Source organism: Spirillospora sp. NPDC048819, from assembly GCF_040650055.1.
GTDB lineage: Bacteria > Actinomycetota > Actinomycetes > Streptosporangiales > Streptosporangiaceae > Spirillospora.
This window is the reverse complement of the sequence record NZ_JBEZGN010000056.1, coordinates 1-16,620: the sequence shown is the minus strand read 5'-3', so window position 1 is coordinate 16,620 and position 16,620 is coordinate 1. Positions and strand designations below refer to the sequence as shown.

The following is a 16,620-nucleotide window of genomic DNA, read 5'->3' as shown; positions in this document are numbered from 1 at the left end:
CGGTCCGCGCGGCGTGCGGTGCCGGCCGGTGAGGCGTCGCCGTCAGGTTTTTCGGCCGAGGGCTATGTCGGTGTCGGTGCCGGGGGAGACGGCCGGGCCCAGCACGATCTCGGTGCCGTAGCGCTCTTCCAGGCAGATGTGCAGCAGGGTCAGCAGTTCGCCGGTGTCGCCGTCGTAGCGCCCGCCGGCGAGGAACGCGTCGGCCCGCGCGAGGTCGCTCGGGGCGGTGTCGGCGAGCGGCCGGTCGAGCAGCCGCGCCACCGGGTCCCGGTACCGCCCGTGGACGTCGAGCCCGTCGAGTCCGGCGACGGCGAAGTGCGCGCCGGACGGCGTGCTCCAGACGGACAAGGGGTCGGGGCGCGCCCCGTCCGGTGGGCTCGTCCGCCGCAGGTCCTCGGCGTCGACGTACACGTTCCCCGACCTGGCCCAGACCCGGCCGTGCGCGGGCAAGGCGGTCAGCGCGGAACCGCCGTGGCCGTAGGTTCCGGACACCTCGCGCCGCAGGGTGCCGTCGGCGAGCCGCCAGCCGTGCAGGTTGCCGGACATGCCCGTGGTGACCAGGCCGGACGGTGCGGTGAAGACCAGCCCCTCGACCTTGAAGGGGCCGCCTTCACCGCGTGCGACCACCCGCTCGGCCTGCGCGTCGAGCACCGCCGGCATCGAGCCGCCCACCGCGATCAGCCCGGTCTGCGGCTCCACGTCCAGCGCGAAGCCCCACACCTCCGCCAGCCCCAGGTCGCCGAACGAGACGGTGCGCCGCGTGCCGTCGTGGGGTGGTGCGAAGACGTGCAGGTCGCGCATGCTCGCGGCGACCAGGCTCCCGTCGGGCGCGAGCACGGCGGCGCAGATGTCGTCGCGGACGTGACCGGTGATGTGCGGCGGGTCGATGAGGCACAGGCGTTCACCGCCGGCGTACCGGACCAGCCGTCCGGCCGGGTGGCCCACGATCGCGATCACCGCGTCGCCCGTGTGGACCAGTTTCCGCCACTGCTCTGTGCGGCCCTCGCTGGTGTAGGAGGCGACGACCGTTCCCTCCGGCAGGGCGTAATCGAGCAGGAGGTGGTCGTCGGTGGCGCGGCTGCGGCCCGCGACGGCGAGGCGCGTCCCGTCCGGTGACAGGGCGCACTGCTCGACGACGGTGATGTCGTGCACGGGCCGCAGGGGGCCCGGCAGGTCGAGGGAGGACAGCGCCGCCCGGACGCGGTCGGACGGCATGGTCCGCAGCCGGTCGAACGCGCCGGGGGACAGGCCGGGCGGGCACCACCCCCGGACGGGCCGGAGCGCCGTGATCGCCTCGGCGAGCGGAAGGTCGCGGGCGAGCCGCCACAGTTCCGGCCACGCCTCCTCGGCGGCAAGCCGCCCGCCCAGGAACCCGCGCTCCCGGACGCTCATCGCCCGCGGCGGCCTCGTCGCGGCCAGGACCCGCACCAGGTCGAGTTCGCCCGCGGCGGCGACCGCGGAGCCCACGCGGGCGCGCAGCCCGGCCGGTCCGCCCGCGTACGCGGCGGCAAGCAGTCCCCCGTCCGGGTCGGCCGCCCGGTAGTCCTCGTACCGTCCGGTGACCAGCAGGTACGCTGCGCGTTCCACCGCATCGTCGGGGACGTGCCCGCGGTCCGCGCAGGTTTTGACGACGATCTGGCGCACATGTTCGGGCGTGCTGTCGGCCAGGACGGCGCGGCACAGCTCGTCCGGCGCGGCCGTGCCCAGCGCCAGCCTGCTCAGCCGCCATGTTTCGTCGCCCTCGCCCTCGCCCTCGGGTGCCTCCCGCCCGGTCTCCCGGAGGACAGTCCACAGCTCTGGTACAGGCCCGTCGATCCAGCACCGCCAGGCGTGGGCGAGTGAGACGCCGCCGAGAGGACGGGGGTTGCTCAACAGCGCGTCCAGCAGCGCCGGGCGGACCTGCCCCGGCGCCTCGCCGAGCGCCCGCCACAGGGTGCCGAGCACGGGCTCGGCGGCGCTTCGGCACGCGTTCCGCGCACCCGAGCGCACGTCCTCGTCCGCGTCGGTGAGCAGCGCGGCCAACGCCTGTTCGGCGCCTTCGTCCCAGTGGTCGAGCAGGCGGTCGTGCAGCGCCGCGACCGTCCAGCGCGCACTGCCGTCGGCGGGCAGGAGACCGTGCTTCCGCACGACGGCGCGGAGCGCGGGATCGCGGTTGCGCACCCACACGCGCGGGATCACGTCACGTGACCAGGCACGCAGCGGGTGCGCGCGATATGCCTCCTTGGTCGCCGCCGCGACGACCAGCGTCAGCTCCGGGCCACCCGCCGCGGCACGCCGGGCCAGCTTCGCCAGCCGCGGCTCACCACCCGGCTCCGCCGCCTGACGCATCAGCCGCGCGGCCCTCCACCGTCCGATCTCCATGGGCGCCTCCGAGGCAGAGTATCGCCGCCCCACTGCACGTCCGAAGGCACGATCAGTGATCCTCCCGTCAGGCTCCCGGTCGACCCGGTCAGGTCGGCTTGAGCTCGCGGCGCGCCGCTGAACCGCCCCGCCCCGAACGGCATCGCGGTGGCGTCGCCGTGCACGACCGTCGAGCGCCGTCAGTCCTGGCCGGAGAAGAACGCGCGTGCTGACGCGACAAAAGCCGGGCTCGCGTGGCCGGCGTTGAGCACGTCGATGCTGTGCACGGTGGGCCGCATGTCGCCGTCGGTGTCGGTGACGAAGAGCACGGGCCGCCACCCGGGGTCGATCGCGGCGAGTGCGGCGGCCACGCGCACGTCTCCCAAGGCGCGATCGAGCATGGCGCGTGCGCGCGTCCGCCACTGCGCATGGTCGTGCGCGGCTTCCATCGCGTCCGCCAGTTCCCGGCTGCGCGCGACCAGTGGACCGGCACCAGCCGCCGGGACGCCGTCGTCGCCGATCCGCCACTCGTCCGGCCACCACCGGAAGTACTCGGTCCAGTCGGGGTCGTCCTCGTCGCCGGGGCCGGCGAGGAGAGCGGCGAGGCCTTCCTCCGTGTGGGCGGCGAGGCTGACCGTCATCACGTCGCTGTCGGTGGTGAGAGCGACGACGTAGAGCCGCTCCGCCGCTCTGGACCCCAGCATCTGGTCGGAGGCGGAGACGATGGAGAGCGTGATCCGCTCCTGCAGCGCCGAAAGATCGGACACGGAATCATCGCCCACCCGGCCAAGCCAACCACAGATCCGCGGCGCCCCCGGGCGGCCCGTCGGACGACGGTCGTGATCGCCGGCGGCGTCGGGCGCGGTTTCCGGGGGACGGTGAGCCAGGGGCGGGGCGACTGGGAGCGTCTCAGCCTCGCGTCGTGCCGGGCCCGGCCGGGATGAGCGGCCGGACGAGCCGCACGGCCTGCCGGACCAGCTCGCCGACGGCCGGCGCGACGTCCAACACGGCGCCGTGCTCGTCCGGCTGGAGAGCCTCCAGGGTCTCGAACTGCGAGCGCAGCAACGCAGGCGGCATGAAGTGGTCGCGGCCTCGCATCCGCTGGTGCAGCAGGTCCTCCGCACCGTGCAGGTGGAGGAAGTAGGTGTCCGGCACCGGGCGGCGGAGCACGTCGCGGTAGGACCGCTTGAGCGCCGAGCAGGCGAGGACCGTGGACGTCCCGGACGCCCGCCGATCGGCCGTCCACCGGGCGAGCGCCTCGAGCCACGGCCACCTGTCGCCGTCGGTCAGCGGTTCGCCGCCGGACATCTTCGCGATGTTCGCGGGCGGGTGGAAGTCGTCGGCCTCGGCCATCCCCAGCCCGAACTCGTCCCGGAGGTGCCGCGCGATCGTGCTCTTGCCGCTGCCGGCCACTCCCATCACCACGACATGGACGCTCGTGATCAAGGAGCCGCTCCGTCCGCGGGTACGCTGGCGCACATGTCGACTCTGCACGAGGAGGTCCTCGCGAAGCTCGGGCCGTTGATCATCTCGGGCTCCCTCGCGCCGGGGTCGAAGGTCAATCTGGAGTGGGTGCAGCAGGAGTTCGGCGTGTCGCGGACGGTCGCCCGCGAGGCGGTGCAGGTGCTCGCGTCGATGCGGTTGGTCGCCAGCCGCCGGCGGACCGGTGTCACGGTGCTGCCGAAGGACGAGTGGGACTCCTACGACCGCGCCGTGATCAGGTGGCGGCTCGACGGGCCGGAGCGGGGCACGCAGCTGCACCAGCTCTCGCAGCTGCGCACCGCGATCGAACCCCCCGCCGCCGCGCTGGCCGCCCGGTACGCCGACGACCGCCAGCGGGACCGGATCATGGAGCTCGGAGAGGCGATGGAGGCGACGGGCGCGGCCGGTGACCTGACCACGTTCCTCGAGCACGACATCGCCTATCACCGGCTGCTGCTCGAAGCCTCGGGCAACGTGATGTTCGCCGGCCTCGCCTACGTCGTGGAGGAGGTCCTGCGCGGGCGCACGCTCCACCATCTGATGCCGCCGCAGCCCAAGCCCGAGGCGCGCCGGCTCCATCTCGTGGTGGCCGAGGCCGTCGCCGGTCGCGAGTCCGAGGTCGCCAGGGCCGCGATGACGGCGATCTGCGTCGAGGTCGCCGACGAGATGGGCCAGGTGGCCGGGGACGGAGCCCCGGCCCCCTGACCCGCACGGACTCAGGTGACGAGCCACAGAAGGTAGGCGATCACGAACACCGACAGACCGAGCGTCGTCTCCATGACGGTCCAGGTCTTCAGCGTGGTCTTCTCGTCCATCCCGAACAGCCGGCTCACCAGCCAGAAGCCCGAGTCGTTCACGTGCGAGAGCACGGTGGCGCCCGCCGCGATGGCGACGACGAGGAGGGCCAGCTTGAAGTCGTTCAGGTTGGCGTCGGCGACGGCCCCGGCGATGAGCCCGCCGGTCGTGGTCAGCGCGACGGTGGCGGAGCCCTGCGCGACGCGCAGCAGCGTCGCGATGATGAAGGCCTGCAGGATCAGGGAGATGCCGAGATCGGACAGGCTCCCGCTCAACGCGTCGCCGATGCCGCTGAGCTCCAGCACCCCGCCGAACATGCCGCCCGCGCCGGTGATCAGGATGATGGCGCACACCGGACCGAGCGCCTGATCGACGATCTTGGTGACGGTGGCCATCGACGCGTTGGGCCGGCCGAGCACCAGGATCGCGGCGATGACCGTGATCATCAGTGCCACCGGCGTGATGCCGAGCAGGCTGAGGAAGCCGACCCAGTCCTGCCCCTCGGCGAGCACGCCGCTGTCGACCAGCGTCGACAGCACCGTGTTGAAGGAGATCAGCACGAGCGGGATGAGCAGCAGCGTGAGGACCGCGGCGAAGGACGGCTTCCGCCAGTCGGGCCCCTCCGCCTTCTCGCCGTCCTCCACCTCGCCGAAGATCACGTCTGACACCGGCACGTTGACCCGCCCGGCGAGGAAGCGGGAGACCAGCATGACGCCGACGTACCACGCGACCACCGCGATCGGGATGCCGACGAGCAGCGTGAGCCCGACGTTGGCGCCGATCAGGTTCGCCGCGGCGACGGGCCCCGGGTGGGGCGGGACGACCGCGTGCATCGCGGCGAACGCGCCCGCCGCGGGCAACGCGTAGTAGAGCACGGATCCGCCGAAGCGCCGCGCCACGGTGAGGATGATCGGGACGAAGACGACGAGCCCGGCATCGAAGAAGATCGGGAACCCGAACAGCAGGGACGCGACGCCCAGCGCGAGGGGAGCCCGTTTCTCGCCGAACCGGCCGATGAGCGTGTCCGCCAGCGTCTGCGCGCCGCCGGTCACCTCCAGCAGCCGGCCGAGCATGACGCCGAACGCGACCAGCAGGGCCACCGAGCCGATGGTGTCGGCGAACCCGAACATCAGCACGTCGGGGATGTCACCGGGCTTGAACCCGACGGCGATGGCCGTCAGCACGCTCACCAGGACCAGGGAGATGAAGGCGTGCAGTTTCACCTTCATGATCAGGAACAACAGCACCGCTACGGCGCCGGCCGCTATCAGCAACAGCGTGACGGTGCCGAACTGGGGTTCGATCGCTTCCACGGCGACTCCGATACTCTTCGCCCGGCCGGTCTCGGGCGCGTACGCACACCTTGCCGCAAAGGTATTACCTTTACAAGACCCATCGCGGACGGTTGTCCGCGGCGACCGCCGGCTGCGGCGTGGCCGGCGGGATGCCGCGCGTTCGTGACACCGATCCGCCCCCGTCCGCCCTGCGTGGCATGGTCGCCCGGCCTGGGCGACGGTGACCGGCGCGGAGCCTGCCATCGGCGTCATAACATCCGAGCGTGATAACAACGCATCGTGAATGCACAATCCAGCGGATGATCACGAGGAATGCAACGATCCATCGCAGATGCGGTGGCCGGCCCGCGTCCGGTCAGACCGGCTGGACCCCCGGGCGGCGGTCCTCGACGACGAACGACGCCCGCGTGGAGACCGGAGCACCCGGCCGCGTGACGTACGGCAGCACGCGGAAGTCGCTGCGCCAGCGTTCGCGGTCGACGTCGACCCTGATGTAACCGCGCTGGGCGTTGAAGAACCGCATGTGCGGGTTCGCGGCCAGGAAGGTGCGGCCGAGGTCGTCCATGTCGGCGCCGTCGCCGCCGCTGGTGACGGACGTCGTGACGAACTCGGCGGCGACGGTCGGTGAACCGGGCTCGTCGAAGTCCCGCTTGAGGTCGACGGCGTAGTTCTGGTGCCGGTCGCCGCTGAGCACGACCAGATTCCGCACGCCGTGCTCGTGCGCGGCGGCCAGCACCTTGTTGCGGTCGGCCACGTAGCCGTCCCACGGGTCGACCCACACGTCCTTGCCCGGGCCCGGGTCCCAGTCGGTCTCGGTCATCGGGACCTGGTTGCCGAGGATCTGCCAGCGGGCCCGCGACCGGGCGAAGCCGTCCAGCAGCCAGCGGCGCTGTTCGGCGCCCAGGATGGTGCGAGAGGCGTCGAAACGCTCGTCGCAGGAGGCGGTGCGGCCCGTCCCGTCGCCGTACGAGCAGGCCTGGATGTCGCGGTGGCCGCGGGTGTCGATCATCGCGATGTCGGCGAGCCCGCCGTAGGACAGCCGGCGGTGCAGCCGGACGTCCGGACCCGAGGGCATCTGGGCGCGGCGCAGCGGCAGGTTCTCGTAGAACGCCTGGAAGGCCGCGGCCTTGCGGGCGGCGAACTCGGCCGGGTCGGGGTTCGGGTCGCGGCCCATGATGACCGTGTCGTCGGCCCAGTCGTTCACCACCTCGTGGTCGTCCAGAGTGTGGATCCACGGGCACTGCGCGTGCGCCCTCTGCAGCGGCTCCTCGGCCTTGTACAGCGAGTACTGCAGACGGTACCGGGCCAGGTCGAAGGTCTCCGTGCCGAACTGCGGCGGCACGCTGACCCCGCGCCGGTTGTTGCCGGTGATCTCGTACTCATAGATGTAGTCGCCGAGATGGAGGATCAAGTCGAAGTCCTCGTCGGCCATGTGGTCGAAGGCCGTGAAGAACCCGTCCTGCCACGCCTGGCAGGACGCGACGCCGAACCTCAGCTCGCGCGGCAGCGAACTGGCGGCGGGCATGGTGCGGGTACGTCCGACCGGTGAGATCTCCCCGGCGGCGCGGAAGCGGTAGAAGTACTCGCGGCCGGGGGCGAGCCCGGAGATCTCGGGGTGCACCGAGTGACCGAGTTCGGGCGTGGCCACGGCCTCACCGCGCCGCGCGATCCGCCTGAACCGTTCGTCCCGCGCCACCTCGTACTCCACCTTGATACGGCGGCCGGGCATCCCGGCCTTGCCGTCGGCGGCGAACGGCTCGGGCGCCAGCCGGGTCCAGAGCACGAAGCCGTCCGGAGAGGGGTCGCCGGACGCGATGCCCAGGGTGAACAGCCCCGACTTGCGCAGCGTGTAGGCGTGCGCGGCGGTCGCGCCCAGCGCGCCGGTGCCGAGCAGGACGGTGGCCGCGCCGGCCCCGCCCCATCCCAGGAACCGGCGCCGCGACAACGGGTCGGCATGCGTGGACATTCGGACCTCCTGCTGCTTCGGGGGTGGAGCAAGAAGCCCTCCGCCGCCGGGGCGGGAGGGCGGTGGTCGGCCGGCCAGCGTTGATCATAAGCCAGACCGGCGAGAAATATAACGTCTTGTCTTGCGAACATCCCAGTGATACGCGTGAACAACCTGAGAACGGATCAGCCGTCCAGCCCCATGCCCCACAGAACGACCACGCCGTGCAAGCCCCGCCAACGGCGTCCCACCGGATGCGACGGCCCAGGACCCGCCCTCGACCGATCGAGAGGCCCCCATTCCGTCGCGGGAATAACACGGGAAAAAGTTTGTTGAACATTAAACTAGCCAAATCATGGGTCGGCAGAATAAAAGCCGAGACCCAGCGCCGAAAGCGCTACGCAAGCAAACAAAATCGTCGAAGACGGGGGGAGTGAGGACGACATGTTTTCACGCAAGCCAATCGAGACTGTGGCGGATGCTCAGCGACGGGCGAAGAGGACGCTGCCCAAGGCGGTCTACACCTCGATCGTGGCCGGAAACGAGGGCGGCACGACCATCAAGACCAACGTCGAGGCGTTCAAACTGGTCGAGTTCGTCCCGAGGATCGGTGCTCAGGTGGCACCGGAGCGGGACATGAGGACGTCGATCCTCGGCGAGAGCATCGACCTGCCGGTGGTGATCTCCCCGGCGGGAGCCCAGGCGCTCCACCCGGAGGGTGAGATCGCGGTGGCCAGGGCGGCGGCGAGCGCCGGCACGGCGATCGGCCACAGCAACTTCGCACCGACACGGTTCGAGGACGTCGCCGCGGCCAACCCGAAGTCGTTCGTCCAGCTCTACTGGTCCGGGTCCAGGGAGGTGCTCGCCGAGCGGGTCGAGCGATTCCGCCGCGCCGGCGCGAAGGGCCTGATCCTCACCCTCGACAACGCCGGGGTCACGGCTCGCGACTGGGGCACCCCGGTCATCCCGCAGAAGATCGACCTGCCGACCCTGATCCGGTACTCCCCGATGGGGATCGGCAACCCCACCTGGGTGATGCGCTTCATCCGCAGCGGGAAGCTGCCCGACCTGGGCGTGCCCAACCTGCAGCACCCCGGTAAGCCGGTGCCGTCGATGGTCGAGGGAATGGTCGAGTGGCTGGGAACCCCGGTCCCGACTTGGAGTGACGTCGCGTGGCTGGCGGACGTCTGGGGAGGTCCCTTGATGGTCAAGGGCATCCTGAGCGCGGACGACGCACGCCGCGCGGTCGATTCCGGCGCCACCGCCATCGGCGTCTCCAACCACGGGGGGAACAACCTCGACACCACTCCGTCACCGTTGCGCTTCCTGCCCGCCGTGGTCGACGCGGTCGGCGACCAGGCCGAGATCACGTTCGACAGCGGCATCCGGCGCGGTGCGGACGTGGTGAAGGCTCTGGCACTGGGCGCGAAGGCCGCGCTGATCGGGCGGTCGTGGTTCTTCGGGCTGGCCGCCGACGGCGAGCGCGGTGTCCGCGAGGTGCTCGACGCCTACCGGGTCAGCATCGACCGGACGCTGCTCGGACTGGGCAAGTCCTCGATCCACGAACTCACCCCGGACGACGTCATCGCACCCAAGGGCTACTTCCTCAACACCGCCCCCGACGTTGAGATGGCCTCCAGCTGAGCATGGGGCTCAGGCTCCTGGTCGCGGCGCGGGGTCCGGCGCAACTCCGCGCAAAGACCCCGCCCGCGAACAGGCGCCGCGGCCAGGCTGAAGTCACCGCCTCCGCCGATCAGCGTCAACGCCGACCGCGGATCTGCGCACTGAAGTGACGCGAGTCAGGTCTCATTCGTACCTGAACTCGATGTGGCTGATGCAATAGGTCCCGTCGTCGCTACGGCTGACGGTCACGCTACCGCTGATTTCTTGTCCCAATACCCGGGAGCGTCCGGAAAGGTCGCCGGTATAGGTGGAGGCGCCTTCCGGGCCGTGATCAGGCTTCACGGTCAGCCGCGCCCGGGTGCCGATCACTATGCCGATCTTCGTATTAATGGATGTTCTCTGATGCGTACCGCAGGCATAGGTCATGGCCTTGGCCGAGTCGCCTTGGCCGACCAGGGCGATGAATTTGCGCATCTTCTCCAGAGCAACGTCCCGGCTTTCCGGCTGCATCGGGGGCGAGTTGTCCTCCGGATGGATATCGAGCACACACCAGCTTCCTCCTCTGGTTCGTAGAGTTCCCCGCCAGACCAGAGGTTCGGACTGGGAGCCGATGGTCGCCTTCGCCAGGAGATACGCCGTCGTGGAATTCCGCGTTTCGACGCTGTCCACGGTGAAGCCCTTGACCTGGAGCTGCCCCCTGGCGACGTGCCTGGTCATGCTGCTGGACTCCCCGCACAACAACGTGGAGGCCCGGTCGAATCGCCGGCTGTTGATCGCTTCGGCGAAGGCATGAATGACCCGGCTGGGATCGCCGTTCGGGGGTGCAGTGGTGTCGTCGGACCCCACGTCGTCGCCGCCGGTTCCAAGGAGGACGAGGAGACCGGCGAACAAGGTGAACACCCCGAAGGTGGCCACCATTCCGGCGACGATGTAGAGGGCCTTCGCTGAGCGCGGCGCCACCGGAGTGGTGGACGGCACCGGCCTCGGGTCCGCTGCCGAGGTCGCTTCGACAGGTGGCTGCAGCGTCGGGGACATTGCCGGGATCGCCACGGAAGGTGCCTGCGGGTTCGGCGGTGCCACCGAGGTGGGCAGCCGATCGGGTAGCCGCTGTTCGAAACGTGCGGCCAGCTCGGCTACCGCTTGGTCGTCCAGTTCGAGCGCGAGCACTAGCCCGCGTCCCAGTACCAGCAGTGGGGTCAGCGGGTCGGCTACCGCCGGCAAGGGCGCACCGAGCAGGCCGCGGAGTACGGCGTCCAGCAGGTGCGGGTCCGCCCCGGTCTGCCGGTGCAGCCGGTGGACGAAATCCGCGATGCGCACGTCGGCGTCGTCGAGGAAGATCCGATGCGCCAGCTCCCTCACCATGAGTGCGGCCAGCGCGCCGGCGCGTCCGGGATCGGCCGGAAGCTCGGCCGTGCGGCCGCAGAGCGCATCGATGATCACCACAGGCCTCCGATCCTGCCGATCCTGATGACCGCGTCGTCTCGTCCTACAGCCCTGGGTGGCAAGAAAATGGAGGGCACGACCAGTCCGGTGGCTTTGGCGGTCGGCGGGGCGAGAAGCCGCGCGGCGCCCACCTCCCGTGGCCTGCCCTTCTCCATGGGCACCGCCATCACGAGCCGCGGGAGTGCGCGATGGCCTCGGCCGGCAGCAGGATCGTCTGCGGGGAGAGTCCGGTGTGTACGTGGGCCGCGTCATCGGCGGTGGTGAGGCATCTCTTGTCGAAAGCCTCGTCGTCGGTGCGGAATGCATGGCCGGGCCGCCAGGCGTCATGGGGTTGTCCCCTACTGGCCGCCTGAGCACAGAACGGGAGACGAGGCAGTGGGATGGCCCAGACGGTGTGCAGATACGCCAGTGCCGCCCGGCCGGCTCCGGTGCCCTGCGCCGGCTCCATCCTCATCACGCCGCTCAAGACCACGTCGCGTGCGTGTCCTGTCGCCTCGGGAAGCCGTTGTACGAGCGGCACCAGCTCCGGGTTCTCCGGGGTGAACCTCCAGCCCTGACTCCGGCCCAGTGCGGCCATTTCCTTCGCCCGCCCCTCCGTGGACCGCTCGCTCAGCACCGGCCCCGATCTGGCGCCTGTCTCATGGTCAAGACCCACTGGTCATCCTTCGACACGACACCGAGTTCCGCCTCGTCACGGGCCGGAATGCCATTTGCGCACTTTCACCACGGCCCCTATGGCGGCGGCGGCCACGACCGCACCGGCCGTGAGACGGTCCGTGGAGTCCTCGGCCGCCAGGTATCCCGCCGCGGCACCGGCCGCCGCCGCCAAGGCGATCCCGACGACGCCGAATGCCATGACGTCGTCAACGTCCCAGTCGCCATCCCAGGCGCTGCTCAGAAAGCGGGCGGTCCAAAGCGGAATGGTGAGCACGGCGGCCAGCAGGCCGATCGCGACGAGTGCCAGCGCCGCCGCAGTGGCCCCGTATTGTGCTGCTGATGGACGAAGATAGGCGGAGCCGTTGAACACCCGGGCCTCGACCTGGTTGCCTGTTTCCCGCTGCGATAGCTGGTCGGGTCGTCCGTACAGGGTGCCGCTGCCCTCGCGGCCGTCGACCGACCAGGTGGCCCCAGGGCAGGTAGCGCTGCTCCCACCGTTGCTTGACACCCGGATTTCGCATTCCTCGGGTAGCTCCACCATTGTGGAGGTCCCCGTGGTGTACCCGAGCGGCCGCCCGGCGATTGATCCTGCCGGGGAGGGAAGCAGGAACAGCAACAAGGTCGCCAGCAGGCCGAGCCCCCCAAGTGCTAGGCCGGTGGCCCAGGCGGTGGAGAGGAAATCTGGGAAGTCCATGCGTGTCCTGCTGGTCGTCATATGACGATTGTGGGATCGCGGGCTCGGACCGGTCGAGTCGTTTCGGCTGGAGCCGAAACGAGGCTGAAGCGAAGGGGGGAGGCTCGCTATCGGTGGGCGGAGAGTCGCTGTGTGGTTGTTTCCGGCGTCGGATTCTGAATCGATGACATCCACGTGTGGCCGCCGGCGAGCAGCTGTCGGCCGAGTGGCGTGAGGCTGTGCACCACGGCCCGGCCTTTCCGGGTCGAGGTCACCAGGTCGCAGTTCCGTAGAATCGTGGTGTGCTCGCTTGCCGACGATAGGGCCAGGCCGGCGCGTGCGGCCAGCTGGGTGGTGTCGAGCGGGGCCGTCAATGCCCTGAGCAGGGCGGCGCGCGGTGTGCCGATGAGCGCGGTAAGGTGCCGGTCGGTGCCGCTTTCGCCGTCCGGTGGTTGCATCCATTGCCGCGGCGGGTCTATCGGGTAGACGAGTATCGGGTCGAGTTCGGCGTTGGCCACCGTTACCGGGGCCCCTTGGCAGAAGAACGAGGGGATCAGGGTCACACCGCGGCCGGCGAGATCGACTGTGAGGTCACCGGGATAGGGGGCCGTTAACACGGGTGGTTCCCAGCGGATGCAGCCGGCCAGGTTCCCCAGCAGTTCGTGGACGCCGCCGCCGGCGAGTCGTTGAATGATGCTGTGCCGGTGAGCCGCCACTTGGCTTGTGATCTGGTCGTAAAACGGCGCCAGCGCGTGGGTGTGGTAAGCGCGCAGGACGTCCGCGAGCCGGTGCAACTGGCGGGTTTCGCCGGCGGCGATGCCGGCTAACCAGGACGACTCACTGGTCGGGGCCTTCGCCCGATCCATTTCATCACGCAGACGAGTTAGTGGCGCGTGCAACACGGCGTCTATGCCATGGTCGAGGCTGGTGCTCGGTGGTACAGGGGTGACGAAGTCAGGGAAGTAGCGTTTCGGGGGCACCAGTTCATAGAGGGCTGCCGCGGCAGGAGCCACCCGATCGCGGACCATGGTTCGAATCCAGGCGGCCCAGGTGCGGTAGGGGCCGTCGTGGGGATGGCGCGCAACCAACTGGTGCAGGCTTAGTACGATCTCCCACATCGGATCGATGTGGTCGGCGACCCTCACACGCATCACGTCGTCCCGTGTGAACACAACCCGCAGCACTTTCAGCACCCCGCCTCGTTCACCTGCGCGCCCCCGCTGGCCGGCCCGTGGACGGGGCGCTCAGCACCCGTTCGCGGCGGCCGTGACCGTCCTGCTCGTGTCGATCCATTCCCGGCTGCTACATCGCCGCCCCAATGGGGTGCCGCCGCACGCGCCCGCTCCAGCGTGATCATTGACCGTTCCTCAGGCGCGGGCCGGGAACACCGACCTCGTCGCAGTACATGTCCATCAGGCGGCACAGTTGACGGCGCCGGCGCGTGCCGCCGGGATCGTCCGCTGGTTCATCAGCTGGTAGCGGGCGAGATCAGCCACGCAAAAGTCGAAGTACGTCTCGGCCACGACGAGAACGGTCCAGCGCCGCGGTTCCGCCGGTAGCTCCATCGCATCGAACGTCCTTCGCAGATCGGTGTAGGCCTCTGCGAACATCGCGTCGTAGATGGAGTTCTTGGAATCGGAGTGCGAGTACAGGGACGGTGAGCGCATCCCGACCCGACGCGCGACTTCACGGAGGGTGATCTGGGCCAGCCCTTCGTGCCGGGCGATTTCCCAGACGGCGTCGACGATCTCACGTTGTGCAGCCTCAGCCGTTCGGCCCGCCTATCGCGATTAGGAAGAGCGCTCACGGTTAGGCAGAATAGGTACGGCCCTGCGCCGGGTCAAGGCGTACGGCCGGATGCGGCTGGTCCGCTCCGGTTGGCCGGAGGCCGTGGCACCTGGAATCGACCTGATGTGAAATGCCTACATGCACATCGGGTTCGGGCAGCCTCTCCTTTTTCCGATCGGCCACGACCTGGGCGAGACCAGTGCGCCGGGGGCCGGCCATGGCCGCTCACACTTCATCCGGCGGGACGGCGACCTGGTCGAGGTCACTCGCCGGCAGTTCCACGTGTGGACGACGGCGCGGGGCGTGAAGGACGCACTCGATCGGCGCAGGTGGACCCGCGGTGCGGTGGTGCAGGAGGCGCGCCGGCTCGGTGTCACCGCGCCGGGGGCGATCGTCGACGAGTTGATCAGCGCCGGCCTGATCACTGAGGTGGCTCCTGGTCGGAAGGCGGCCTACCGGTTCGCCCTCGCCCACCAGCTGCACCCGCTGATGCTCGGTCTCGGGAACTCGAAGGACGAACCGTGGCTGTTCGGCATCGGATTCGGTGAGCAGCCGGTGCTGCGGGTCCGGCGCGATCTGTTCGGCATCTGGGAATGGGCGAACGGCGAAGACAACCTATGGCAGGCCTGCCGAACCTACGCCGACGTGGAGGTCGCAGCAGGCGGAACGGACCGCGACCACACCGACCCGCGGCGCGTGCTCGCGCGCCTGGTCGGGTCGCTGCACTTGTTCACCTCGAACTCGGCCGCGTACCTCGACGTGGCGCGACGATCTGGAATCGCCTCCTGACGCCTACCCTTGTCCGCATGAGCGAACCGGGCCGGGACGACGTCAAACTGATCTTCCCGGTAGGCCACGACATGGGTGCCGTGTACCGGGTACGCCCGAGTCCCCACGCATACCTTGAGCGCGAGTACGAGCCCGCTGTTCCAAGGTCCGTCGACCCCATGGGCGCGCCCCGCCCCCGTCCGCTTCGTGTGGAGGTCGAGCTAGATGATCACCGGGTACGGGTCGCTCGCCGGTCGGTCAGGCTTTCCGGCGAGGAGGTCGCGATCTGGCGGCTGGCTCATGGCCCGGCGTCCGGTGCCGAGAACCGGCTGTGGACTCGGACGGTGCTCGACGAGCAGGCCCGGGCCGTCGGACATCGCCGGCCCGGCCGGCTGATCGATGGGCTTCTCGAACGAGGCGTTCTCGCTGAGGCGTCCCCCGCAAGGGCGGATGCCGTCGCGTTCGCGCGCCGGCACCGGCTGTGCCCGTTGATGGTCGGCTTCGGCGACACCGCGGAGCGGCCGTCCAGTTTCGGTCTCGGCTATTCCGACGAGCCAGTAGTGGAGCTTTCGGGAGACCTGTACCGGCTATGGCAGCTTTCCCCGCGCTCCGACCTCTGGGCGGCATGCGAATTGCTGGCGGGTACCGCCGCCACCGCCGCCCCAGCAGAGCGGGAATCATCCCACTCGACCAAAACCGAACGTGTGTTGACGCGGGTGCTGGGCGCCTTGCACTTCCTGCTCTCGCACCACGTGGTGTACCTGGACGAGGCCGTCGGCGACCGCTAGGTTCGTTCGTCCCTGGGCCGCGGTTGGTGACATCCGGGTATCGGCCAGTGGTGGGCAAGGCCCGCCCGCCATCTTGATGGGCCCGGTCAGTCCTGCCAGTAGAACAGCAGGTCATTGACTGGAAGAGGGTCGCGCCTACCGAAGAAGTAGACGTGCAGCCCGGTGAACTCGGTGGCGCCGAGTTCCGCGCCGATGTGGCGGAAGCCCGCGTCCCGTAGGGCCGTCCTGCCACGGGCGTTGTCGTTCCGGAGGCGGAAGAACGGTCCGAGCGTGCTCACCGAGATCATGCCCGCATTGGTAGTGATGATGTGGAAGGTGCCCTCGCCTTGACGATAGGCGTCGCCCGCCGACAGCGGTTCTCCTGGTTCCAGTCCCGCGGCGGCGAGCGCCCGGATGGCGAGGTGGAGTCGTTGCTCTTCGAGTTCGTCCCGGTTTTCGGAGAGGGCGAGAAGGGCCGCCTCGATCAGCCATCGAGGGTCGGTGTCACGTTCGCCCGGGGCGTACTGACGGACGATCGCCTCCCTGACGTCCGGCGGGATGCCCGGAACCTCGACTCGGGGTGAGCCGAGTTCCTCCCACATGGGCCGGATTTCGCAGCACAGCTCATGGAGGACGGCCAGCGCCCAGAGGTAACCGGGCCGCCGTTCCTGGACCATCGCCAGGAGTATCGGATCAGGCTCCACCTCTTCGGTGCACAGGTCGTATGCCTTCCTCGCCACCATTGGTCAGAACGGCGGAATAGCCCTGCGACCTGATCAGCGCCTCGATGGCATGCTCAGCGTCGTTGCGCTTGCCGCGCGAGGGGGCGGCGGCCTGCGCCGAGAGTGATTCCACTGCGCCACCGTCCCCGGAAATCGCATGCGCCAGCAATATCGACGTGTTGAGTGATAGGCCCGGACGATCGGCGATCTCGCAGTTTCGCAGCCAGGCGGAGCCTGTCAAACTCGTTGAGACAGCTCAGGCTGCGGGTTGTGCCTGCTTGTTCTCCTTGTTCTCGTCCTTGGGCGGTTCGTTGATCCAGGC

15 protein-coding genes are annotated in these 16,620 nt (G+C 69.7%); 4 read left to right on the top strand and 11 right to left on the bottom strand.

Annotated features, from left to right (window positions below; all coding sequences use genetic code 11):
* Positions 1 to 42 precede the first annotated feature (42 nt).
* The 3 genes from AB0C35_RS42540 to AB0C35_RS42530 form a co-directional block, all read right to left on the bottom strand.
* Positions 43 to 2,361 (bottom strand): hypothetical protein, encoded by a 2,319-nt coding sequence (locus AB0C35_RS42540; protein ID WP_358469129.1) that lies wholly within the window; start codon positions 2,359 to 2,361, stop codon positions 43 to 45.
* Positions 2,362 to 2,540: 179 nt separating this feature from the next.
* On the bottom strand, positions 2,541 to 3,107 hold the full coding sequence (locus AB0C35_RS42535; RefSeq protein ID WP_358469127.1) for a DUF4303 domain-containing protein: 567 nt from the start codon (positions 3,105 to 3,107) through the stop codon (positions 2,541 to 2,543).
* Between the two features lie 142 nt (positions 3,108 to 3,249).
* Positions 3,250 to 3,786 carry a gluconokinase gene (locus AB0C35_RS42530; protein WP_358469124.1) on the bottom strand — a complete coding sequence of 179 codons (537 nt, stop codon included), beginning with the start codon at positions 3,784 to 3,786 and terminating at the stop codon, positions 3,250 to 3,252.
* 33 nt (positions 3,787 to 3,819) lie between these two features.
* On the opposite strand from AB0C35_RS42530, the gene AB0C35_RS42525 reads away from it, so the two are divergent.
* Positions 3,820 to 4,527, top strand: coding sequence for an FCD domain-containing protein (locus AB0C35_RS42525; protein ID WP_358469121.1), 708 nt, complete (start codon positions 3,820 to 3,822; stop codon positions 4,525 to 4,527).
* Between the two features lie 11 nt (positions 4,528 to 4,538).
* On the opposite strand, the gene AB0C35_RS42520 is transcribed toward AB0C35_RS42525, so the two are convergent.
* Both AB0C35_RS42520 and AB0C35_RS42515 read right to left on the bottom strand, forming a co-directional pair.
* Positions 4,539 to 5,930, bottom strand: a complete 1,392-nt coding sequence (locus tag AB0C35_RS42520; RefSeq protein WP_358469118.1) for a GntP family permease — start codon at positions 5,928 to 5,930, stop codon at positions 4,539 to 4,541.
* A 337-nt stretch (positions 5,931 to 6,267) separates the two neighbouring features.
* Positions 6,268 to 7,878: an alkaline phosphatase D family protein gene (locus AB0C35_RS42515; RefSeq protein WP_358469115.1), complete on the bottom strand. Its 1,611-nt coding sequence runs from the start codon at positions 7,876 to 7,878 to the stop codon at positions 6,268 to 6,270.
* 423 nt (positions 7,879 to 8,301) lie between these two features.
* On the opposite strand from AB0C35_RS42515, the gene mftD reads away from it, so the two are divergent.
* Positions 8,302 to 9,501 carry a pre-mycofactocin synthase MftD gene (gene mftD / locus AB0C35_RS42510; protein WP_358469112.1) on the top strand — a complete coding sequence of 400 codons (1,200 nt, stop codon included), beginning with the start codon at positions 8,302 to 8,304 and terminating at the stop codon, positions 9,499 to 9,501.
* A 162-nt stretch (positions 9,502 to 9,663) separates the two neighbouring features.
* Here the strand turns inward: mftD and AB0C35_RS42505 are convergent, their stop codons facing one another.
* The 5 genes from AB0C35_RS42505 to AB0C35_RS42485 all read right to left on the bottom strand — a co-directional run bounded on the left by AB0C35_RS42505 (position 9,664) and on the right by AB0C35_RS42485 (position 14,001).
* Positions 9,664 to 10,920 (bottom strand): hypothetical protein, encoded by a 1,257-nt coding sequence (locus AB0C35_RS42505; protein WP_358469109.1) that lies wholly within the window; start codon positions 10,918 to 10,920, stop codon positions 9,664 to 9,666.
* Between the two features lie 169 nt (positions 10,921 to 11,089).
* Complete coding sequence (locus AB0C35_RS42500; protein ID WP_358469106.1) at positions 11,090 to 11,578, bottom strand: hypothetical protein; 489 nt, start codon at positions 11,576 to 11,578, stop codon at positions 11,090 to 11,092.
* 36 nt (positions 11,579 to 11,614) lie between these two features.
* Complete coding sequence (locus tag AB0C35_RS42495; RefSeq protein ID WP_358469103.1) at positions 11,615 to 12,295, bottom strand: hypothetical protein; 681 nt, start codon at positions 12,293 to 12,295, stop codon at positions 11,615 to 11,617.
* Between the two features lie 86 nt (positions 12,296 to 12,381).
* Entirely contained in the window at positions 12,382 to 13,446 is a 1,065-nt protein-coding gene (locus tag AB0C35_RS42490) for a hypothetical protein (protein WP_358469100.1), read from the bottom strand.
* Positions 13,447 to 13,665: 219 nt separating this feature from the next.
* The gene (locus tag AB0C35_RS42485; RefSeq protein WP_358469190.1) at positions 13,666 to 14,001 is read right to left on the bottom strand and encodes a TetR/AcrR family transcriptional regulator; all 336 of its coding nucleotides are present in this window, start codon (positions 13,999 to 14,001) and stop codon (positions 13,666 to 13,668) included.
* Positions 14,002 to 14,179: 178 nt separating this feature from the next.
* On the opposite strand from AB0C35_RS42485, the gene AB0C35_RS42480 reads away from it, so the two are divergent.
* Together AB0C35_RS42480 and AB0C35_RS42475 are read left to right on the top strand one after the other, a co-directional pair.
* Positions 14,180 to 14,830 (top strand): hypothetical protein, encoded by a 651-nt coding sequence (locus tag AB0C35_RS42480; RefSeq protein WP_358469097.1) that lies wholly within the window; start codon positions 14,180 to 14,182, stop codon positions 14,828 to 14,830.
* A 17-nt stretch (positions 14,831 to 14,847) separates the two neighbouring features.
* The gene (locus AB0C35_RS42475; protein WP_358469095.1) at positions 14,848 to 15,597 is read left to right on the top strand and encodes a hypothetical protein; all 750 of its coding nucleotides are present in this window, start codon (positions 14,848 to 14,850) and stop codon (positions 15,595 to 15,597) included.
* A gap of 86 nt (positions 15,598 to 15,683) precedes the next feature.
* On the opposite strand, the gene AB0C35_RS42470 is transcribed toward AB0C35_RS42475, so the two are convergent.
* On the bottom strand, positions 15,684 to 16,253 hold the full coding sequence (locus AB0C35_RS42470; protein ID WP_358469092.1) for a hypothetical protein: 570 nt from the start codon (positions 16,251 to 16,253) through the stop codon (positions 15,684 to 15,686).
* Between the last annotated feature and the right edge of the window lie 367 nt (positions 16,254 to 16,620).